The sequence below is a fragment of the uncultured Eubacterium sp. genome (assembly GCF_934295145.1).
Taxonomy (GTDB): domain Bacteria; phylum Bacillota; class Clostridia; order Lachnospirales; family Lachnospiraceae; genus Eubacterium_I.
The window spans coordinates 13,575-37,259 of the sequence record NZ_CAKRAS010000020.1 but is presented as its reverse complement, the minus strand read 5'-3'; the positions used below and the strand labels follow the sequence as shown (position 1 = coordinate 37,259).

The following is a 23,685-nucleotide window of genomic DNA, read 5'->3' as shown; positions in this document are numbered from 1 at the left end:
CATTGTAACTCATTTTTTTAAAAAAAGAAAGTGGCAGTCCCCAAAAAGAACTTTTCCACTTTCTTAGTTTTTTATAATCTGATATTTTATATTTATTTTGCTTTCGGTCTGCGTACTCCGAAGGATACAACAAAACCAAGAACTGTTACGATGATCATCATGAAGATTGTTGTCATGAAAGATCCGCTTGCATCATACAGTTTACCTGCGATAGTAGAAGCAAAAGATGCGATCAGCAGGTTTGTATTGATCAGTGAGAAGTTCATAGAATAGTTCTCGCGTCCGAAGAAATCACTGATGATAGCAGAGTTTGTCGGTGTAACTCCACCATAAGCAAGTCCGCCTACAACAAAACCGATCACGATGAATGCAAAGTTTCCGCTCACCAGAGCAACTACAAGGATCAGAGCTGCAACGATGAAAATGATCATATCAAGAATCATTGTGAATCTGTGACCTTTTTTATCAAATAATCCACCGAAGATTACACGTCCGATACCATTGAAAATAGAGATCAGACCTACAACAGTCGCAATGTTTCCATCCGATACAGTCGTTCCAACCTGGCTTGCGATACCACTTGCCTGAGAAACCAGTGCAAGACCTGCAGCACTTACCAGAATCGCCCAGATATAGTAGAACCAGAATGTCGGCATTGTTGCCATTTTTCCTGTGTTTACTTCACAAGCCGGCTCACGGACTGCTTTTTTCTGAGCAGCTGCACCACCCGGATTGTAACCAGCTTCCGGTTTTACGAAGAAGAAGCTGCAGATTACCATTACAATTACGATAATGATACCGAGAATACGGAAGGTTGCCTGCCATTTGTCAGTTCCATCGGACGGTGTAACAGCTGCAAATACTTTACCGACGATAAAGCTGCTCAGACCAAATCCCATCAAAAGAATACCTGAGATCAGACCCTGTTTGTCCGGGAACCATAAAGACATGGTACTCATAACTGCGTTATAAGCAAATCCTGCACCAAGACCACACAGAACACCGAATCCAAGATACAGGGTAGCCGGTGAATCGCCTGTTGTGGAAGCGATCATAAATCCTGCTAAAAATAAAATTCCTGAAAGAATGATGTAGATCTTCGGGCTGACTTTCTTTGCCATCATACCGGCAATCAGACATCCGATACAGAAAAATGCCATAACCATGGTAAATGTCATAGATAACTGTGCTGCTGTCCAGTCCGGACGGGAAGCACCGATAGATTTGGACATAACGGACCACGCGTACACCAGACCTGCAAGAAGCAGAGTGATGACACCGATGATCGCATATACCCAGCGATTTAAGTTTTTCATGCTAACTTTCCCTCCTAAAAATTTATACTATCTATATTCCATAAAAAAAACGGAGAAACTACATTCTCCCCTTGCAACGTTACTATTATAATCGAACTTTTTGCATCTTGCAAGATTTTTTTCTTTCTGATTTATAGCCTTTTTTGGGGAATTGTGTAAAAAATTTGTATATTGGCATCTGCATTCTCATGATTTTCACCTGTATTTCTCTGTTTCAACAGATTCAAACACAGATATTGTCTAATTGTTTTGATAACAAACAGTATCTCTTTTTTACAAGTTCTGCTATAATAGGGGCACAACAAATCGTAATAACGCAATGATATAAGGAGCGATACTATGGCAAATCAAAATACACGGGAACAGTTGGCACTGTCTTTGTCAAATGACGTTCTGACAGGCGCACTTATTCAAAAGCAGAAAGCCGGCTATCAGTTTGGTTTTCACATTCATACAACAATCGAAATTTATCGGATCGTTTCCGGAAGCTGCCATATGGATATTGCTTCTGAATCCATCCATTGTGCGGAAGGCGATTTCATTATGATCCTGCCAAATGTCATCCATTCGTTCCGCGTGGATGACAGTGGTGACTGCGAATATCAGCAGATTCATTTCCGACCGGATACATTTGCAAAAATTATCCTGAGTGATGACGGCATTTATCCCATCGGTATGATGCATGCGATCCATTTCCACTGTCAGACCTACTATCGTCAGAAATCTGATCAGGTGCTGGATGACTGTGTAAATAAAATCATTTCGCTGCGCTCTTCCGCAAACAGTTTATTTACTGCCGCAAATATCAACATATCCATTATGAGCATCATGCTTCATATTTTGGATAAAAAGCAGCCAAACCATGATTTTACCGATCCAAACCTGCAAAACAGTTATGTGGCATACACACTGGATTACATCCATGAAAATTACATGCACAAAATTCTTCAGGAAGATATCGCCAAAGAGCTTCATATCTCCGTCCGTTATTTGAGCAGCCTGTTCAAGAAATATATGACAGTCACCCTGTCCAACTACATCAATATCTACCGGATCAATAAATCCATTGATCTGATGCAGGATACGGATAAATCACTGACAGAAATTGCGCAATTAGTCGGTCTGAAAGATTCCCAGCATTATTCCAAACTGTTTATGACGGTCATTGGGGAATCTCCTTCCAGCTATCGTAAATCTTATATCAAAAATTATTACAACTAACACAATAAAAGCTATGATCAAATATTTTTAGCAACGCTACATATGGTCTGCAATAATTTTATTCACACACAGCAGAAGCGGCTCTCTTTCGAAAGCCGCTTCTTTTTTTGTCATACCTTGGGAGTCATTATGAAATTATTATTTCTGAACTTTACCGTTCACAACGTTGTATGTTCCGCCATTGTATGAGAAGTCTACTTTACCATTACGGATGTACCACCAGCCATTTTCATTTTTAGCGATTCCATTATAGTTGAAGTTTACTTTACCGTTTTCAACTCTCCACCAGCCGTTCTGGTTCTTAGCTACACCTGTGTAAGAGAAGTCTACTTTACCATTGCGGATGTACCACCAGCCATTCTCGTTTTTCTCAATGCTGTTGCAGTTGAAATCAACCTTACCATTGACGATTCTCCACCAGCCATTTTTGTTCTTAGCTACACCTGTGTAGGAGAAATCTACTTTACCGCCGCGGATGTACCACCAGCCATTTTCGTTTTTCTCAACACTGTTGCAGTTGAAATCAACTTTACCGTTAACAATACGCCACCAGCCATTTTCGTTCTTGGCAATTCCTGTGTAGCCGAAGTCTACTTTACCGCCACGGATGTACCACCAGCCGTTCTCATTCTTTGCTACGGTGTTTGCTTTGAAATCAACTCTGCCGTCTGTGATCTTCCACCAGCCGTTTTCATTCTTTGCTACGGTATTTGCTTTGAAATCAACTTTACCGTCTTTTACATAGAACCAGCCATTTACGTTCTTTGCTACGGTTGTTACATCAGTTGCAATCTTGCCATTCTTGTAGTAGTACCAGTTGCCATCCTCATTTTTCACATCTGCCAGACCATCCTTCATCTGTAATCCGCTCATAGCGTCTTTCAGATTTGCAAGAGCCAGTTTTACCTCATACTGAGTCGCATCGGCATTTGCCATAACATCTTCTGCTGCTTTCAGTTTTGCTGCAAATGTCTTCCAGGATTTTGCAGAATACTGTTTCTCTCTGGAGAGCAGTTTGTTTGCGGTTGCAATCTGTGTTTCCAGACTGGATTTATCGATTGTGTTTTCATCGCCACCACCGGTATTTCCGTTTTCTACTTTACTCATAACGCGGATCTCAGATGCAACCGCCCACCAGTTGGTAGATTTTGCTTCTGTTGCAAGTAATCTTACGTTTGTTACATTCTCTACCGGCTCAAACTCTGTGATCTTCCATCCGGCGGAGTTCTCCCATTCTCCTTTCTGAACTAACTGATACTCATCAGAACCAGCTGTTTTTACAGAAAGCTCGAATTTTGTGATTGTTGTAAGGTATCCGCCCATATTCGGTCCCGGTAAATAACGAAGTCCGTCTACTGTATGTGCCTCCGGGAATTCGAAATCAATCCAGCATTCTCTGTTTTTGATTGCGGAGCTAAATCCATCAAAGTCTGTCATCCAGTGCGTATTGGTATCACCGTCAATTGCATATGCCGGATTACCGAAGTTAGAACCATAGTGTGTACCATTGTCCTGGCTTCCTGCTGTTACTTTTACGCCTGCAACCGGAATGTCAAATTCTTCACCTGCATTTACAGTAACCTCACGAGTTGACAGATACTCTAATACTGCATTCAAATGACGATAGCATGCTTCGATTTCTTCGGAAGAAGTGTTGTCTCTGTTTAATGCAACATTTGCATCGTCAATTGCTTCTGACAGTGTCTTCCAATCAGCCTCTGCATATTTCTCTTCATCCAGATCTGTTGCTTTTTCAATCAGTTTCTTTAAGGATTTTGCTGTAATTTTCTCATCTACACGCTCAATTACAAGGTTATCAAGAACAAGCTCTTTATATCCGCCGAAGTTCTGTGCGCTTCCCTGGGATCCCTGCAGATCTGGTGCTTTACCTGTTGAGTAAATACCAAACCATGTCTGTCCGGAAAGGTCACCTGTGATCTCACAGACATAATGTCCGTCTTTGTTTTTGCCCATGTGTTTGTTCAGTGTATCGACTTCTGTTGCTTCTGAGAACTCGCCGCTGCCTACAACAACGCCGTATGTTCCATCACTACCTGCCTGGTAATCAAAGCTTACACGATATTTTACACCTGGCTCGAAACGGAAGTTCTGAGGAATTGTCTGGTATGCAAGCGTCTGTCTCTGAGTCAGACCATTGATCTTAACTGACCAGTTTCCGTCCAGAACATCATCCATCTTCTTCACATCCCAGCCTGCCTGGGTATATGGTCCATGAAGCTCAGACAGATGGATTCTGTTATCTTCTACGCCTTCAATTCCGCTGATAACGAATGGGTAAATTCCCTGTACATTATTCTCGAAATCCTGCTCGAATCTAACGAATTTGCCGTCTTTATCTGTTGTAATATAATTTGCATCATTCTCTACAACACGAACATCATCAAAGTAAGCCTCTCCTTCGCCAGCTGTTTTTGCAAGTGTTACGGTTACTTTTCCGCTCTTTGGTGCTGTAAAGTATACATACATATTCTGGAAATAGCTGCTTCCGTCAACGGTTGCACTGGAATTGCTGTGTGTATATGCTTTTACAAAGTTCTTTGCGATAGAACGCTCTGTATAATTTGTTGCCAGAACTTCATCTCCGCTTTTTACGGTCATAGATGCTTTACAATCACTTCTGTTGTCCACACCTACGAGTACTGCGTACTGCTGACCTGGTTTCAGATCTGTCAGTTCCTGTGTCATAGCTACATCACCGCTCAGTTTCAGCATCGGATTGCTGTACTGACTCTTAGCGATCTCAGCTGTTCCATCACCAACTTTTGTCCAATTTGTAGCAAGAGAAGCTGCTCCACCGTTAAATCCGGCATCTACGATATGCATTCCCTGGCTCCATGTTACAGCGATATTGCCTTTCTCACCTTTGCATACAACATAAGGTACCTCAGCTTCTGCTGTAAGTGTCAACTGTCCATTTACGATATCAACAGTCTGCTCATCTGTCTTACCTTCATCGGTCAGACGGTATACTTTAACATTCTTTAATCCAGCCCAGCTGTCCGGAACATCCCATGTAGTTGTGCCGCCCTGTGTATTCCAGTGATACATCTTCTCATCAGCAGATGCTACTTTCTTACCAGTCTCAGCATCCCAGTTCCACGGAATCAGATAGCTCTCTGTACCACGTTTGTTACCTGCCTGAATATCAGAATCACGACGATCACCAACAGAAGGTGCACCCTGTGCAACAACTTTTCCGTTTAATGTCATGGTTCTCTCTCTGTAAGCAGCATCAGATGGATCGTTAGAACCTCTTTTCAGTACCAGTTTATTTCCATCATCATCTTTCAATGTGATTTCCATATCCGGTGTCCAGTTTGTAGCTCCGCCTGCATTTACCGGATCTCCATCTACCCATTTGATTACTTTGTAATGCTGGATAAATTTGGTTGTTACATCATGTGTGAACAGGTTTGTGATATATGTATCATAATCGTTACGTCCCTGCCATCCTTCGAAGTCTTTCATGTTGTAACCGCCAAGCAGAGGCATCATTGCAGCTCCGCCGTAAGAAGGATAATCAGCAACCCAGGAATCTTTCTGATGGTTACGAAGGAAACGCATAACCTCACTGTTCTGACCTTTCTGGTTTGCTCCACCATAAGTTAAGTCCGCTGCCCAGTGCTGGAATGTTGCATCATACTCATTTGCTACACCCCACTCATTTGCCATACGCCATCCATTGCTGTTGATCTCTTTTGACAGTTTACGTGTCTGCCAGGAGTCATCATCATTACTTCCGGTATTATTTCCCCAGATATCTACATATACGAAATCAAGGTTTGTTCCTACCAGTTTCTCGAGGTCATCAAAACGTCCTTCACGCTCACCTGTTGCCATATCATAGATACTGTCAAGACCAACTGCCTGATCCAGCCAGTTCCATCCATAGCGGAGGTTACCTGCTGTGTCACGACGAACATTGTCATCTTTGAACGCTTTTGCTTCCGGATACATCTCGCCGGCATTTACATGGATACCGAATCTTGCACCGTATTTAGCACCCTCTGTCATCAGAGTATTCATGTCATCAGCACCACCGATACGTTTACCGATATCAGCATAATCCGGATGTGCGGAGTCATGACCTTCATTTGCATAACCTTTTAACAGTACGGACTGTCCAAGGCCATCTGTATGTAATGCTACTTTCTTTACATTATCAAGAGTTGTCAGGAACGGGTTCTGTGCCTGTCCACCAAAGTTCATGGCGATACGGTATGCTACCAGCTCCGGAACTTCTTCACTCTTATATGGGTTGTTCATGATAGAACGGTATGCTACTGCACCATCCTGCCAGTCAATCTGTGCATCCTCATTCATATCACCTGCAATAATTACTTTTGTACGAGGCATTTCTGTCTCTTTTACCATATAAGATCTGTTGTGTGAATCTGTTACCACACGATGATAATACCATGCACAACTGCTCAGTCCCAGAGATACATAATCCTGTTTTTTCTGCGTAGTTGCCTGAACACGTGTGTTTCTGGAACCACCAGATACTGTAGTTGCTGCTGCATATCCGTCATGCTCGGAGTTACTCCACAGACCGGCACTCATCTCATCATTGGATACAAATCCATATGCATAATCTCTGTTGTGTGTTGTATTGTCTTTAATCTCCAGATAGTAGTCACCACTGATCTTGGTATTAGAAGACATAGAAGCACCTTTGAAGTTAGCACCATTCTGTGAACTTCTTACAGAAACAAGACTCTGGTTTGGAATCTCGATTGTCTGGATCGGATTTCCATCTACTGTGTCCTCCAGATTATTCTTGATATCTGTAATGTTAAATTCCAGTGTATTACCTTCAGCAACCAGCTCAGATGTGATCACTGCATCAATTTTGTCACCTTTGACTGTCATTACATAAGTCGCTTTTGCACCGTCAAAAGTAGCTTTTACATCAGCATCATCCAGCTCTACAGCTGTTCCGTTGATTGTTACTGTATTGATCTTCTCGCTCTGTCCATAGAACACTTTACCAGCCAGATCACCTTTTTTCATGTCATATCTGACAACACTTGGGAATGTCTTGGAAACTACTACATCCATATCGGCTGTAGAAAGTGTCTCTGTCTCCATCTGAGCTACCTGTGTCAGTACAATGTCTGCTACTTCGATATTCTGCTCACCAACGGTAATTTCCTGCGTTGCATTCTCGTAACCGTCACGCAAAACACTGATCTGGTATTTGCCCGGTTTTAAGCTGAAGCTATATGCACCATTTGCATCTGTCTTTACTGTCTCGCCACTGATAGATACGCTTGCATTTGCAATGCCTTTTCCTTCTGCGTCTACGACTTTTCCAGTTACCGCATAATCTTTTACCTCAACGGCTTCTTTCTGTCCGGTATAATGGATATCTTTTAATAATACGTTTGTTACATTTCCACCATAACTTCCTGCCTTAAAGGCAATCTTGTTTCCAAGTCCTGTGATTCCACTGAAGTCTTCATTTTCAAATGCAACGGTATCACCAATTTTTACAGTTACTTTTTTGTCCGCTGTCCATTCAATATGAACTTTTGTCTCTGTGTCGGCTGCCGGGCTACCCACTCTGTTTCCGGAATACCAAGGATTTCCTGATGCACCATATTTCTGCCAGAACCATCCGCCGGCATCAAAACCGATCATCATACCAACCGTGTCTTTATTGTATCCAAGATATACACCAAAGCGGTTGTTGCTTGTATCATTGCTTCCCGGTTTGATCGTAAAATCAAAATAACCAGCTTTTGAAAAATCAAATGTATTTGGATTTACAAACATTGCCGGATTTGTACCCGGGTTATTTCCGTTTCCGGTACCGGACTGCAGATGCAGCCAGCCATTTTCTACGGTACAAACGGCATCCTCCCCAACCTTATTTTCCAGTGTCCAGCTGTCAATTATGCCATCTTCCAATGCCTGTACAGCAACCTGATCATCTGCTGCGTTCTGATCTGATTCCGCTGCATTGGCAATAACTGGATACAGGCTTGTCGGAACCATTGTTCCGATCATTGATGTTGCCATTGCAAGGCAGAGCATCCGAACTACAAGCTTCTTTCTCATACTATTTTCCTCCTCGTATGATCCCCATAATCACCTTTGTTGCATGATGCAGTGAATCTCTGCATCATTTATATATAAAGCGTAAAATTCCCATGCCAGATGGTATGGGAATTCTACATTATATAATCATAAAAAAATGGAAAAGGAGCTTTTTCCTAAAGAGCAATGGCCAGACAGGTGCATCTGTTTTCTTTTCCTCTGTTTCATGTTCCCCGCGTCTAACACAAGTCATACTAATTTTTCAATTCGCAGGTACAACTGCCTTACCTTTGCCATAATTTATAGTTCAAATATATCAATACCTTTTTTCGACCGGTTGTTTCACTTTTCATCAAAAGTTTCCTTTTTTCCGCTCTGACACTTTCTATGAAGTACGAAAAGCATGTGTGTTAATCCCCATCTTTAACATACATGTCCTTTGTCTATCCCACCAAAAACGTTTCCTCATTACCGCCTCTGGCTCACATATCTGTATATCCGAACTACTTTACAAGTTTTATTATATGCCTTTTGATGTTTTAATGCTTGCCATTTTCACTTCCTTTTCCACAACTTTTTATACAATTCGGAACAAGTAAAATCTCCCGACTTCCATCTGGAAGCCGGGAGATTTTTACCTATTACCTGTGATTACATAAGCACTTTTCCGTTTTTAATGGTGAGTGTCTTATTGCTGTCACGCATATGAAGTGTTCCATTATAGGAAAAATCAACCTTACCGTCACGAATGTACCACCAGCCATTGCTATTGCTTGCGATACCGTTAAATCCAAAGTTTACTTTTCCGTTTTCAATACGCCACCAGCCATTTTCATTTTTCGCTACGCCGTTATAACCAAAATCAACTTTACCGCCGCGGATATACCACCAGCCGTTCTCATTTTTGGCAACGGTATTTGCAGAAAAATCAACCTTACCGTTTACGATACGCCACCAGCCGTTTTCATTTTTTGCTACGCCGGTGTAACCAAAATCTACTTTACCGTCTTTGCCGATGTACCACCAGCCATTCTGGTTTTTCGCTACGGTTGTAACACCTGTCTGTACTTTTCCGCCACGGATCAGATACCAGGTATCACCAAATTTTGCGATATTATTATAGCTGAAATCAACTTTTCCATTTTTGATGTACCAACGACCGTTTTCATTGTCAGCCAGTCCGGTGTAATTGAAGTTAACCTTACCGTTTTCAATCTTCCACCAGCCATTCTCATTTTTGGCAACGGTATTTGCAGAGAAATCTACTTTACCGTCTTTGCCGATGTACCACCAGCCGTTTTCATTCTTTGCTACCGTTGTAATGCCTGTCTGTACCTTTCCTCCCCGGATCAGCCACCAGCCTTCTTCATTTTTCGCTACGGTGTCTGCCGAAAAGTCTACTTTACCGCCACGGATGAGCCACATGCCGTTCTCATTTGCAGCAACCGTATTTGCAGAGAAATCTACTTTACCATTTTTCACGTACCACCAGCCGTTCTGGTTCTTTGCTACCGTTGTAACATTTATTGCGATTTTACCATCCACACGATAATACCAGTTACCATCGTTGTCCGGTTTGTCTGCAAGTTTACCCGGTTTCATTTCCAGATTTGCTACTGCGTCTGTGATTGCTTTTGCCATCGCATCAACTTCGCTCTGATGTGTAATATCGAGGTCTGAAATCACTGCATTCTGTGCTTCCACTAAAATACGTACACTTGCATCTGTATAAAAACTTAAATCGGACGGAATTGTCTTTAATGCAGCTTCTACTTTGCTATAGTCTGCAACTTTATACTTCAGTCCTTTGACTGCTTTTTCGATGGTGGTTGCCATCTTGTCTACTTTGGTCTGCTCTGTTGCATCAAGATCTCTTACTACTGCATCTTTTGCAGCTGTCACTGCTTTTACAGATTCTTCTGTATAAAGATCCTTCAGGTCTTTGTCTGATGGGATTGTCTTAAGGGCTGCATCTACCTTTGTGTAGTCTGCTTTTTTCACAGGTTCTACTGGTTTCTTTTCTAAGCCCTTAACTGCTTCTTCGATAGCTTTCGCCATATCATCTACATCAGACTGTTTTGTGATATCGTAGCCCCTTACTACTGCCTTCTTTGCGGCTGTTACCGTTTTTACAGATTCTTCTGTGTAAATACTTAAATCAGTTGGAATCGTTTCAAGCGCTGCATCTACTTTGCTATAATCTGCATCTTTATACTTCAGTGCTGCTACGGCATCCTCAATGTCTTTTGCCATCTTGTCTACTTTTGTCTGCTCTGGTGCATCAAGGTCTCTTACTACCGCATTCTTTGCAGTTGTTACTGCTTTTACAGATTCTTCTGTATAAAGGTTCTTCAGGTCTTTGTCTGATGGGATTGTCTTGAGGGCTGCATCTACCTTTGTGTAGTCTGCCATTTCTTTAACATCATTGACCTTTGTAATCTTAAAATCACATTCTCCATCATATGGATACACTTGCTGTCTGCAGTTTAAATTCATATCTACAGTTACAAATTTTCCAGATTCTTCACCTTCATTATAATCAAACTGCCGATACTCACTCTCTTCATCCATTCCGCGTACTATAATTTGTGTTAACTTGTACTCTCCCTCTTCTATCGAAGTACTTAAATCGATAGGAATTTGGATATTTTTTCCATTATCTGCATTCAGATTATTTACTTTAAATTCATACGAAGTTCCCGTTGTACTATTGATGTATTTGAACTTAGCAGATTTTATACCATCTTCCCAAACATAATCCAATGACATATTGGCGAAAAATTTTGCTGGCGCTTCAATATCATTTTTATCATCGATTCCTGTTAAACTGATGCTATGAATCATTGTCGGAATCTTATCACTATAAGCTGATTTTTCTACAGTAAAATCTAATTCATTATTATATGAAATAGAATATTCACTATTATATAACCCCTGAATTCCCCAATGAGCTTGTAATTTACCATCATTAACACCATATCCTACTGACCCTTCTTTTCCGACAATCATCATCGAATTAAAGGTATAGTCTCCTATTTCATCAAATTCTGTCAATTTTATCGGGACGTCAATATAGCCCTTACTTACAATATTTTTCCATCCATCTTCGTCTATTTCTATTCCTAACGAATATGGTTTTTCATTAATCTTATATTCTAAAACTATATCTCCTTCACTTGCTGGTTCCACATTCTTCATCCAAATACGAGCAACTATTTCAGCAGGAGTTTCAATATTTTTAACCTGATCAGCATCAACCCACTCTACTTTTTCAACCAGCATTGGTAATTCTACATTCTCTGATCCAGCAAGAGAAAAATCTACTTTTCCATTGCATTCAACCAGATATGTTTCTCCCGTCACTTCATCATCTGCAATTAAATTACCATCTGCATCCATTTCATATCTAATGTATTTATATGAATCATGAGCTCCGTCCTCTATAACGATTGTCTGTAATTTATACTGTGCAGAACTTGTATATTTATTAAATTCAATCGGAATTGTATATATGCCATTTTCCGTTTTTCCATCAGATTCATGATATGCAAAATTCACAGAATAACCCTGCTGCATATCATTCTTCTTAGGATTAATATATGTAACCCAAATACCACCTACATTTTCTGCTTCTCCTATTTTTAATTTCAAATCAAAACTGGCTGGTACGGGAATATTTTCTCTTGTGTCAACATCAAGCCACATATCCTGTAAATAATTTTTTCTTTGTACTGTCTGATTTGATTTTATAATAGTAAAATCTGCTTTGTTATCATAAGCAAAAGTAGCATTCTTATCTGTATTCGCTACAAATTTATCTTGTTGTTTATCATATACATAGCTATATACGCTATATGTATTCTCTAACATTCCCATTGCAGAAAATGAAATTTTTTGTAATGTATATGTTCCTTCCGTACTATTATCAGATACACTCGCTGGAATAACTACATTTTGATTGCCTTTTTCCAGTTGTTCCCGCATAGTTTCATATTTAAAAGTTTTTATAATGTCACCACACCGATACTGTAACTCTATAGATCCAATATAAATTGTCTCGTCACAGCCAAAATTCAACTTCACCTTAAAATTCTGCGGTGTCGTAATCTCATCCTTATTAAACCCTTCCGTATCTGAACTCAATGACAATCCTGTCACATGAAACGGCATCTTACTTTCCGCTTCATCCTCACTTTGCACTGCAATTTCCGCATTTGCATCATTCTGCGGTACTGCTGCTGCATAAGTCGGTACACTACTCACTGTCATGCACAACGCACCCATCAATGCAACACATTTTTTCCATCGTAATTTCATGCTCTTTCCCCTTTCTTCTTTTGCTCCCGTCACATCTGCAAAACATTCACATCAAACTCCCGTGAACCCTGCCACACATTTCTGTTCAACGCCAACCGACATATTTCCCAGAATTGCTTCACATCTTTGTATCGTTTGTGACACATAAACATATTTAAATTATATATGTAATCTAATGTTTTTTCAACGTTTATTATTATTTCTATCCGGCATTTTTAATGTTTTCTTTAATATTTTCGAGTAAAAAAATATCAGCCCTGATTTCCCCCAAAACCAAAGCTGATATTTTTCACTCGTTCAAGTCGAACGCACGTGAGACTTGGTGCGTGATTCTGGTCAGCGTAAGCTGACATATTCTTCTCAGAATCACTGCACATCCTCGCGGAGCGTTTATCTCAGTCGAAGATTGTACTCCCACTGAGAAAGACTTGTTATTACTCGCCCTTACAGAAGTGGGAGTCATCTCGACTGAGATAAACTTTTTCGATTATAAATGCAAAATCCCCACACGATACAGCATGGGAATTTCGCATTATATAATCATTTGTTAAAAATGGAAAAGAGCATATGTAACTTTCACCAAAGGAACACCAGCAACATCCGTTCGACTTGAAACTGTCCAAACCATTCTCCTGCCCCCGCATACGATGCCTGATCCGGAATCTTTTCTGTTCCGGATGCCACTGTTTTTCCTTCGATTTTCCGCTATCGTTCAAATATATTTTTCTGACCTGTTTCTGCCCTGCTGACTACGCATCTGTCGCTCATAAAAATGTCTTATCTTTCCTGTACCGGACTGACCGCGCCTTTGAACCCCATTTCAAAGACATACCGTCGCTCCCATACTGCGGCAATACCTCCTCATTATATTGCTGCTCGGAAAAACAAGCGTCAGGCCTGTGAAACATTCTTTACCGTTTTTTATATATTATGAACTACTTTTCTACATCATCATACCGTTTTTAATGTAAAAAAGCTTGCCCTTTTATGTGTCTTTCGGATTCCTTTTTGTATAATTCGGAACAAATGATTTCTATAGAATTTCATAGAAAACCGATCTGTTATTTTCATTATCACATGTGTTTTTCAACTTAATTTTCTTTGCCGAGTTTCCGGTAAACAGTCATAATCATTGTGATAAAGCATGCCAGACCACCGATTGCATTGGAAATCGGCTCCGCAATAAACACCCCATGTACACCCAAACCAAACAAATGCGGCAGGATCAATGTCAGTGGCACCACGATAATAATCTTTCTAAAAATTGAGAAAAACATCGCATGTCTTGCCTTTCCAAGTGCCGTAAACGTTGACTGTCCGCAAAACTGAAACGACATGAAGAAAAATCCGAAGAAATACAGATGCATTGCTGAGATTCCAAGTGTCAGTGTGTTACCATTTCCGCCAAACATCCGGATAAAAACTCCCGGAATTGCAGAAACCAGTCCCCAGACCGCCAGTGTATACACAATCGTAACTCCCGCCATGGTCCGAATCGTCTTTTTCACACGCTCATATTCCTTTGCACCGTAGTTATAGCCAAGCACCGGCTGACTGGCGCTGGTAAATCCCTGCACCGGCAGAGAAATAATCTCCCGCACAGAATTGATGATCGTCATAATGCCGACATACACATCTCCGCCGTGAGTCTGCAGCGTCGCGTTGCACACCATCTGTACCGTTGAGTTTGTGACCGACATGGTAAATCCAGCCAAACCAAGTCCCATAATTTTCTTCACGCGCTGTCCCTGTAACTGCATAGAACGTCTCTGAATTCGGATCAACGCTTTTTTTCCAGTCAGGAAACGCACCGTCCACACGGCCGCTGCCGCCTGTGAGATTACCGTTGCGATCGCCGCCCCACGCACACCCATATTCAACACAAAAATAAAAATCGGATCCAGCGCAATATTCAAAGCCGCACCGATCACGGTTGTACACATGCCAATTTTTGCAAAGCCCTGTGCATTGATAAAGTTATTCAGTCCCAGACCGAACATAACAAAAATCGTTCCAAGCAGATAAATCGTTATGTACTGTTCCGCGTAAGGCAGCGTGACCTCACTGGCTCCCAGAAGCATCAGCAATGGTCGCTTGAAAATCAGTCCTGCCACTGTCAGTACTACTGCGAAAATCAAAAACAGAACCACGCAGTTTCCAAGAATATATTCTGCTTCCCGTTCATTCTTCTTTCCACGCTCAATGGAAAACAGCGGCGCACCGCCCATTCCCACCAGATTTGCAAACGCAATAACAATCGTGATCATCGGCAAACACACACCAACGCCCGTCAACGCATCCATGGAATCTCCACCGATCCGCCCGATAAACATACGGTCCACCACGTTATAAAGAACGTTCATAAGCTGCGCCAGCGTCATTGGAATCGCCAGACGCAGTAAAATTTTTATAATACTTCCCTTTGAAAAATCTCCATTCTGTGTCATTCCTGACTAAGCACCTGCTTTCTAAATCCCTCCAAAATACATTTTTTGTGCTTTTTAGTGCCCACAATTACAGCACTTGTGAATGCTTTCTGCCTGAAGCTGCATCGGAAGCCATTGCTTTCCGTCCTTTTCATACAACGCACCACTTGCTGTAAATCCAACTGTCTCAAAAAGCGGTACCGCTTCCTGCAGTACATCCGCATTGATCATCTGTGCTCCTGACATCATCGCTTTATCGATCAGCAGACGCACAATAAAATCACCATATTTTTTTCTGCGAAACTCCGGCAATACAGCCACTTCCTTCATCTGATAGGATGCTCCATCAAAAGAAATCCCGCCGGTTGCAACTGCTGTTTCCCCTTCATACGCCAGTGCATACATGCAAAATGCATCCGGTTCTTCCTTTATCGGAAGCTGCAGTTCCTGACCTAACACCGCATTGCGAATGTCTGTGATCTGCTGCATCTGTTCATTTTTTTCACTCCCACTTACTAATTTCCCGAATACCATATCCGTTTCCCCCTTCTTCTGTCATTTCCGTCAAAATCCCGCAGCCATTTCCTACCTGCCACTCATAAAAAGATTTTTTCGGCAGTCCATAACGCTCCATAACAGACATAATTGTACCACCATGGCACACAATTGCAATCTTCTCCAGGTCTTTTTCTCTCGCCTCAGCGATGCATTTTTCATATGCTTCGCAGCACCGGGCGCGAAAATCCGCGCCGCTCTCACCATGCGGAATCAGCATCTGACCATTACTGTCAATCCATGCCTGATACACCGGATCATCCTTCAATTCTTCATAATTTTTATATTCAAAATCTCCAAAATCCGTTTCCTGCAATCCGTCCCATGGCACTTTTTTCTGTTCCGGGAACAAAAGATCTGCCGTTTCCCGACAGCGAATCATCGGACTGACATACACCACCTCCGGTGCAAAACCAATGCCCTGCTGTTTTCGCATTTTCAATTTTTCTCTCGAATCCAAGGTCAGCTCTTCATCCGTTCTGCCGACATAACGCCGCTCGACATTGCCTTGCGTCTGACCATGACGTATCCATAAAATCTGCATGTTTATTGTTCCTCTAAACTGTGTTTTTGTCGATATACATTAAGTAACACTTTTATATCTTCCGGTAAAAAATTCTTTTTCTGAATTTCCATCAACTCTAAAATATACCTTTTTTCCTCATTCGTCCACCTAAATGCCTGCTCCATGTAAGTTCAAGTTTTATCCCCCATAAAATAATAAATGTCTTCCAGCAAAACCAGAAGACATTTATAGACATTTTTTCTTTTTCCTCAGATGAGTAAGATACTGCTGGCTCAACGTCTAAACCAACGCGAAGACCTCCATTTGCATTTGGTATCACTCACACAAACTTCATCAGCCAATTGCCAAATAATTCTCTGCCCGTAGGCAACAGAATTAAAATCAGTATATGCAACAATACATATAATATTGTTTTTCGTTATTAGATTATCATATTTTTTTCTCCACGTCAATCAGCTTATTTTTATAGTCAATATTATTTTGACGAAATATCCGTTTTCTGCTAGAATGACAGACGAACTTAAGAGAACCCATGTGATTCGCTTTTTAATACCGTTTAAATAACTCAGGAGGAACTTAAAATGTCTACACGAAACACAGCGATATTTGACCTCGATGGAACATTATTGAATACATTACAGGATCTGACCAACAGTGTGAATTACTGCATGAAAAAATATGGCGGTCCTGTTTATACATGCGAAGAAATCAGAGAAAAAGTCGGTAACGGCATTTATGTACTGATGGAAAAAGCATTGCCAGACGGACGTAATAATCCAAATTATGAGGCTTGCATGAAGGATTTTCCAGTGCATTACAAAGAACATATGATGGATAACACGAAACCATACGATGGAGTTATTGATATGCTTCATATCCTGAAAAACCGTGGCTATAAACTGGCTATCGTTTCCAACAAATTTGATGCGGCTGTAAAGGGACTTTGCAAAGATTTTTTTGCGGATGAAATAGAAGTTGCTATCGGTGAGTCACCTTCTATTCATAAAAAACCAGCTCCGGATACCGTGTTTCAGGCAATGCGTGAATTAAATGCAAAACCGGAAAATTGTATTTACATTGGTGATTCTGAAGTGGATATTCAGACCGCTGCAAATGCCGGAATTCCATGCATCAGTGTAAACTGGGGATTTAAATCCACAGAATTTCTAAAAGAAAATGGAGCAACACAGATTGTGTCAACACCGGAAGAACTTGCGAACGCGATTTTTTCTTTATAAAATCTGCGGTAAAGAAATCAGCACGTCATAACCTAATGGCAAACATCACGGTTTTAACAGCAACGTAAATGGCGCCAGTCATGCAATCTTTCCTCGCAAGCGATTATTAGCTGCAGCGGTAAGATTGATGGCTGGCGCCTTCACTACCTAAATTTTAAACCACACAATTACTCAAAAAAATATATTTCCCGATAATGTTCATACCGATCCTGGAAATTCTCGGTATCCTCTTTTTTCACAGAATGCAGGTACGCATGACGTCCCATATCCTCCTCACTGCTCTCCAGAATACTTACACCGATATTGGAACAATGATCTGCAATACGCTCCAGACTTGTTGTCATATCCGTCAGCACAAATCCCATTTCAATGGTACATTTGCCCTCTTTCAATCGGATAACATGACGCCGTTTCAGTTCATCGCTGAGGTCATCAATAACCTCCTCCAACGGCTCGATCTCTTTTGCCAGTTCTTTATCATTATGGCTTAATGCCTGAACTGTCATATTTACCAGATCTGTTACGGCTTTGCGCAGATACATGATCTCGGAACTTCCCTCAAAGGACATTTTCAGACCTTTCTCCTTCATCTCCTGCGCGCTTTCCTTTAAGTTCACGGCGTGATCAGAAATTCGCTCAAGATCATTGATACTATGCAGAACAATGGACATTTTCGCACTGTCGTTTTCCAGCATATTGCGGTTTGTGATCTGGATGACATAAGAACCTATCTTATCCTCAAAATGATCGATTCTATTTTCCATCTTTTCCACATTCGCTGCTTTTTCCTCATCGTACTGATCCATCAGGTCAAGTGCATCATTCAGTGCTGCCTCACTCATATGCGCCATATAAGCAGTGGCTTCCATACAGTGGCTGATGGCCAGTCCCGGCTGCTCCAGGAAACGCACATCCAGCTTTTTCAGTTCTTCCTCAGATTCCTGCACAACATGTCTGCGCTCTGTATGATCTTCTTTAATGGACATATAAGCCAGTTTTTCCAGTACTTTTGCAAATGGAAGCAATACAATGGTTGCTGCTATGTTGAAGATACTGTGGACAACGGCGATTCCTGCCGGTGTCGCTGCATCTCCAAGAAAATCAAAATGAACAAACGCATTGATTGCATAAAATACGATCATAAACAATGCCGTACCTATAATATTAAAATACAAATGAACTAACGCGGTTCGTTTTGCATTTTTAGATGCTCCGAAAGATGAAATGATTGCCGTCACACAAGTACCAATGTTCTGTCCCATAATAATTGGTATCGCGCATCCAAAACTTACCGCTCCGGTAGTACATAATGCCTGCAGGATACCGACCGATGCAGAAGAACTCTGAATGATCGCCGTCAGGATCAAACCTGCAAGCATACCAAGCAGCGGATTCGTAAACATTGTAAGCAGATGCGTGAACTCCGGAACGTCTTTGAGTGGCTCTACCGCAGCACTCATGGCATCCATTCCAAACATCAAAACTGCAAAACCAAGTAAAATGCTTCCCACATCTTTGTGCTTGTCATTTTTGGATGACATCATCAAAAGCAAACCGATGATTGCCAGAATCGGAGAAAATGATGTCGGCTTAAGCATCTGGATAAAAAAGCTGCTGCTCTCAATACCGGAAAGACTTAAAATCCATGATGTAATTGTAGTACCTACATTGGCACCCATGATAATTCCGACTGCCTGAGACAGTTTCATGATACCGGAATTTACAAAACCAACTACCATAACCGTCGTTGCGGAAGATGACTGGATCACGGCTGTAACACCGGCACCAAGCAATACCGCTTTGATTGGATTTGATGTGAGTTTTTCCAGAATCTTTTCCAGCTTACCACCGGAAACCTTGGTCAGACCGTCCCCCATAACATTCATTCCATATAAAAACAGGGCCAGGCCGCCAATCAACGATAAAATCGCAAATATATCCATAAATAGAAACCTCCTGAATTTTCCATACAATTCATTTGCGCGAATGGCGCGGGTGAACTGTCATTAAGTAATAATATCATTTAACAGTTACCACTGTAATGGATGTATGTAAAATTCAGGAGATTCAAATGTAAAGTGTTTGTAAAATTTTTACATTTTATTTACATTCCGCGCTTTATTGTTTTTTCAGAACGGATTTCTTTTCTCTGGGCAGCAATACAGACATGATCAGGGAAGTGATCGGAACTGTAAGTATTATTCCAATAGTTCCTGCAACTCCACGCATTATTTCAATAGCAATAGAGTACATATTCATTATCTGATGTATCTGGTAAGAATACGCATAAATGATCATGACCAGTCCAAGGCTGCCGCCCACATAAGCCAGAATCAGGGTATTTGACATCGTTCCGATCATATCCCGTCCGATATTGATACCAGATTTGAAAATTTCTTTTGCCGTAATTTCCGGTCGCTGCTCTTTAATCTCATGTAAAGAGGTGGACACGGACATTGCCACATCCATGACGGCTCCCAGAGATGCGATCAGGATTCCGGAAAACAGCATACCACTGATATCCAGTTTAGAATTTTGTCCCACATAGATCAAATTTTCAATATCATCTACATTATATCCGGTGACATGACTAAAATGTCCGAAAGCCAACGCTATCAATCCGGATACAATGACACCAAATATCGTGCCAAGCATTGCTCCGATGGATTTCATCTGAAAATCCGCAATCAGCATAAAGGTTACCAGTGTGATGATAACAACGGATACCGTAGCAGCGATAAACGGTGATATTCCGATATACATCAGTGGAATGTACATCATAATGACCGTGACGAAGGTAAAGAGCAAAGCCAGTATGGAATTAAATCCTTTCTTTCCACCTACCAGCCACATCAGTCCGAAAAAAACTGCCAGCAGAACAACGATTTCTGCCTCCCTGTCGTAATTGTATACGTTTGCTGACAGCACTCCGTCACATTCCGACAAACTTGCAATGACTTTTGTTCCTACTTTACAGTTTGCACCATACAGATAGCCATTAAGACTGTAGGCCTCTGCTTTTTCCCCTTTATGAGCACCCGACCGAATTTCCAGAACTACCTGCTGGGTATCACCGCTGTCCAGTGATGCCTGTGCCTGTTCGTCCTCATAGTCATTCTGGACAACCACTGCTTTTACGAACACCATATTGTCATCTGCCAGCAACGGTACACGTTCCACACTTCGAAAAAACAGAAACATCAAGAATGTAATGCCTATCACAATGAGATATTTTCCCCATTTATAAAATGATTTCTTTTTTTCCAAAATTTAAATCCTTCTTTCTTTGCTTATTTACCTGTTATATGCTCTACTTTACGCCAAAAGGGAAATGGATGTCGCACTGAAATACAACACCCATTCTTCCCGAAATATTATTAAAACATATGAAAAAGAAATTATGTAAAATTACATTGTCTTACAGTTTCACTTTGCCGTTTGTGACACGGTAAGTTTTTCCGTTTGTTTTTACTTTGCCGTTACGTGAGAAGTCAACTTTACCATTTTTGATCACCCAGGTTCCATTGCCATTTTTTGCGATTTCGTTATAGTTGAAATCTACTTTTCCTCCACTGAGTTTCCACCAGCCATTCTCATTTTTCTCTACGCTGTTGCAGCCAAAATCAACTTTTCCATTAACAATTCTCCACCAGCCATTTTTATTCTTTGCTATTCCGGTGTAATTAAAATCTACTTTGCCTCCGCGGATATACCACCAGCCGTTGCTGTTTTTCTCCACGCTGTTGCAATCGAAATCTACTTTTCCATTGACAATTCTCCACCAGCCGTTTTTATTTTTTGCTACTCCGGTGTAATTAAAATCTACTTTGCCTCCGCGGATATACCACCAGCCGTTCTCGTTTTTCTCTACACTGTTGCAGCTAAAATCTACTTTTCCATTGACTACACGCCACCAGCCGTTTTTATTTTTTGCTACTCCGGTGTAATCTGTTGCAATCTGGTTGTCTTTGTAGTAATACCAGTTTCCGTCCTCGGCTGCTTCATTTGCAAGTCCGTCTGGTTTTACAACTTCCGGTTTTGCTTCTTCCAGAGCATTCATTGCATTAATGACAGCGCTCTTGGCCTCATCCATGCCTTTTACAACCGGTGCTTTATCAGCGGTATAATCTGCTGCCTGCTCCTGCGCTCCTTCTGCTGCCTGTGTATAGATAGTCTTGTCAAGCAATGTGGAAAGACCTTTTTTGAAACGGTTCATTTTTCCGTCTTTATCTTCACTATTTGCCACAGAACCATATCCTTTGACTCTGTCTGAAGATGTACCATAGTTTGTTATAATGTCTGCTGCCATCGGATCTTCAGCCGTTACATTGGAGTTTTTCAGTGTTTTCAGCTGATCCAGTGCCGATGTCAATACAGCCATACTTTCTTTTGTATAAGTCACATCTGTACTGTTTGCCAGTTTTTCTGCGGATGCGATCACATCATCGACAGACTGTGCATTTTCATTTTTTGTAATTGTAAAATCATCTGCGTAACGGTTTCCGTTATAATCATAAGTCTTGATGGTAAAGGAATCATCCGTAAAATCAATGGTTGAGAAAGAAGGCAGACATGCATTTGTTCTCTCAGCAATATAATACGGTGTATAGTTCAACAGGTTATAATATTTGGAACCGGATCCTGAGCCTGTCGTAATATACATTGTACCTTCCGGATCAGCAACTGTTCCATTGCTGATATCATAATCGATGACATTTCCATCCAGCACCTGATAGCTTCGTGAGAAAGTATGATCATGACCTGTCAGGCAGACATCAATGTCGAATTCATCCATCAGTGGAGCGAAAATAATTCTGTTTGTAGAAGCATCTGTATCTGCATGCGGCTGACCGGAACCGTAAATGTCACTGTGGAAAATAACAACTTTCCATTTTGCATCCGGATTGCTTGCAATTGCTTCCTGCATGAGTTTTCTGTGCTCTGCCTGATTACGGTTATTGCTGTTCAGTGAAATAAATAATGCATCACCATAGTTAAAGTAGAAATCACTTCCTGCAGCTGTCTGTCCCAACTGCTCCTCTGAATTTGGATTATTGAAATGAGCAGAATAATCAGAACCGTTCATATCATGGTTTCCGATGGTTGCTGCGATTGGAAGATTACGAAATACTGACGGATATAAATAACCTGCGTACTCACTCTCTCTTGTTTTTCTTACTTCATCTGTATTAGAATTGGATTCATTGATCTGATCACCTGCGGATAAAAGGAATGATGCGTTCGGACATGTCTTTAATGCCTGCTGCATGGTTTTATTCCAGTTATAGGCATCTCTTGCAACACTTGCATCATCAGCCTGTCTGTCGGAAGAACTTCCGGAGGCTCCTACCTGTGGGTCACCAGTCAGAATTACGGAGAATTTATCGGTAGACTGTGTAGTATAATTATATTCCTCAGACCATACGCTTGTACCGTCTTCTTTGTAATCATCCGTATACTGATAGATATATTTTGTATTTTCATTAAAATAGTTCGCGATGCTTACTTTATTGGATGCCGCATAAGTTTTTCCCTGCCAGTTTGCAGCGCTGATATCACTTGCTGTTCCGGTAAATACTTTTGCTGCTCCTTTGGCACCATCTTTCCAGATCATCACTGCCGGTGTTCCTTTACTTTCAGAATACCATGCGAAATTTAATCCTGTGGCATCGGTTCCCGGTGTCAGTGCTATTTCATTTGTATTTGCATAAGCATTTTCTCCACCCTGCCATACATTGGTTTTCCAGTTCTGGAAATCTGCGGAATTGTCGGTGTCTGACTTAAAGGTGCTCTTGTTTACATCATAAGCACCATATGCGAATGCATTTACTGTTGGCACCGCGCCTGCGATCATAGTTGCCGCAGCAGCTAAAACTACACCTTTTTTCCATAAATTTTTGTTTGTGTTCATCTCATCCTCCACAATTTGTGCTGTTTTTACAGTGGTTCAGGCAATTGCCTGTTTTTTTATAATATCGGAGCAACATCCGCTATTACTTATGTTCAGCCCACATATTGCCTGT

At 41.2% G+C, this 23,685-nt stretch carries 11 protein-coding genes; 2 read left to right on the top strand and 9 right to left on the bottom strand.

The features are described from left to right. Positions 1-92 precede the first annotated feature (92 nt). Entirely contained in the window at positions 93-1,316 is a 1,224-nt protein-coding gene (locus Q0I54_RS05715; protein WP_296117184.1) for an MFS transporter, read from the bottom strand. Between the two features lie 339 nt (positions 1,317-1,655). Here Q0I54_RS05715 and Q0I54_RS05710 point away from each other — a divergent pair, with 339 nt between their 5' ends. Beyond that, a complete protein-coding gene (locus Q0I54_RS05710) occupies positions 1,656-2,537 on the top strand; it encodes an AraC family transcriptional regulator (RefSeq protein WP_296117182.1) in 882 nt (293 codons plus the stop codon). A gap of 138 nt (positions 2,538-2,675) precedes the next feature. On the opposite strand, the gene Q0I54_RS05705 is transcribed toward Q0I54_RS05710, so the two are convergent. From Q0I54_RS05705 to Q0I54_RS05685, 5 genes are all read right to left on the bottom strand, one after another. Further along, on the bottom strand, positions 2,676-8,621 hold the full coding sequence (locus tag Q0I54_RS05705) for an endo-alpha-N-acetylgalactosaminidase family protein (protein WP_296117181.1): 5,946 nt from the start codon (positions 8,619-8,621) through the stop codon (positions 2,676-2,678). Positions 8,622-9,251: 630 nt separating this feature from the next. Next, the gene (locus Q0I54_RS05700; RefSeq protein WP_296117178.1) at positions 9,252-12,917 is read right to left on the bottom strand and encodes a hypothetical protein; all 3,666 of its coding nucleotides are present in this window, start codon (positions 12,915-12,917) and stop codon (positions 9,252-9,254) included. 1,091 nt (positions 12,918-14,008) lie between these two features. Continuing rightward, positions 14,009-15,364, bottom strand: coding sequence for an MATE family efflux transporter (locus Q0I54_RS05695; protein WP_296117176.1), 1,356 nt, complete (start codon positions 15,362-15,364; stop codon positions 14,009-14,011). A gap of 54 nt (positions 15,365-15,418) precedes the next feature. After that, entirely contained in the window at positions 15,419-15,877 is a 459-nt protein-coding gene (locus Q0I54_RS05690) for a GNAT family N-acetyltransferase (RefSeq protein WP_296117175.1), read from the bottom strand. Further along, on the bottom strand, positions 15,846-16,442 hold the full coding sequence (locus tag Q0I54_RS05685) for a histidine phosphatase family protein (protein ID WP_296117173.1): 597 nt from the start codon (positions 16,440-16,442) through the stop codon (positions 15,846-15,848). Before Q0I54_RS05685 ends, Q0I54_RS05690 begins: the two co-directional genes overlap by 32 nt. 563 nt (positions 16,443-17,005) lie before the next feature. Here Q0I54_RS05685 and Q0I54_RS05680 point away from each other — a divergent pair. Further along, a complete protein-coding gene (locus Q0I54_RS05680) occupies positions 17,006-17,662 on the top strand; it encodes an HAD family hydrolase (protein ID WP_296117171.1) in 657 nt (218 codons plus the stop codon). A 167-nt stretch (positions 17,663-17,829) separates the two neighbouring features. On the opposite strand, the gene Q0I54_RS05675 is transcribed toward Q0I54_RS05680, so the two are convergent. The 3 genes from Q0I54_RS05675 to Q0I54_RS05665 all read right to left on the bottom strand — a co-directional run bounded on the left by Q0I54_RS05675 (position 17,830) and on the right by Q0I54_RS05665 (position 23,573). Next, on the bottom strand, positions 17,830-19,605 hold the full coding sequence (locus Q0I54_RS05675; protein WP_296117169.1) for a Na/Pi cotransporter family protein: 1,776 nt from the start codon (positions 19,603-19,605) through the stop codon (positions 17,830-17,832). 175 nt (positions 19,606-19,780) lie between these two features. Beyond that, a complete protein-coding gene (locus tag Q0I54_RS05670; RefSeq protein ID WP_296117167.1) occupies positions 19,781-20,929 on the bottom strand; it encodes a YibE/F family protein in 1,149 nt (382 codons plus the stop codon). Positions 20,930-21,080: 151 nt separating this feature from the next. Further along, positions 21,081-23,573, bottom strand: a complete 2,493-nt coding sequence (locus Q0I54_RS05665; protein WP_296117166.1) for a metallophosphoesterase — start codon at positions 23,571-23,573, stop codon at positions 21,081-21,083. Positions 23,574-23,685: the final 112 nt, after the last annotated feature.

Excerpts from the sequence above, each read along its gene's own strand:
- Q0I54_RS05695 (WP_296117176.1), bottom strand. The coding sequence starts at position 15,364 with ATGACACAGAATGGAGATTTTTCAAAGGGAAGTATTATAAAAATTTTA.
- Q0I54_RS05680 (WP_296117171.1), top strand. The coding sequence starts at position 17,006 with ATGTCTACACGAAACACAGCGATATTTGACCTCGATGGAACATTATTG.
- Q0I54_RS05700 (WP_296117178.1), bottom strand. The coding sequence starts at position 12,917 with ATGAAATTACGATGGAAAAAATGTGTTGCATTGATGGGTGCGTTGTGC.
- Q0I54_RS05665 (WP_296117166.1), bottom strand. The coding sequence starts at position 23,573 with ATGAACACAAACAAAAATTTATGGAAAAAAGGTGTAGTTTTAGCTGCT.
- Q0I54_RS05690 (WP_296117175.1), bottom strand. The coding sequence starts at position 15,877 with ATGGTATTCGGGAAATTAGTAAGTGGGAGTGAAAAAAATGAACAGATG.
- Q0I54_RS05710 (WP_296117182.1), top strand. The coding sequence starts at position 1,656 with ATGGCAAATCAAAATACACGGGAACAGTTGGCACTGTCTTTGTCAAAT.
- Q0I54_RS05685 (WP_296117173.1), bottom strand. The coding sequence starts at position 16,442 with ATGCAGATTTTATGGATACGTCATGGTCAGACGCAAGGCAATGTCGAG.
- Q0I54_RS05715 (WP_296117184.1), bottom strand. The coding sequence starts at position 1,316 with ATGAAAAACTTAAATCGCTGGGTATATGCGATCATCGGTGTCATCACT.
- Q0I54_RS05705 (WP_296117181.1), bottom strand. The coding sequence starts at position 8,621 with ATGAGAAAGAAGCTTGTAGTTCGGATGCTCTGCCTTGCAATGGCAACA.
- Q0I54_RS05675 (WP_296117169.1), bottom strand. The coding sequence starts at position 19,605 with ATGGATATATTTGCGATTTTATCGTTGATTGGCGGCCTGGCCCTGTTT.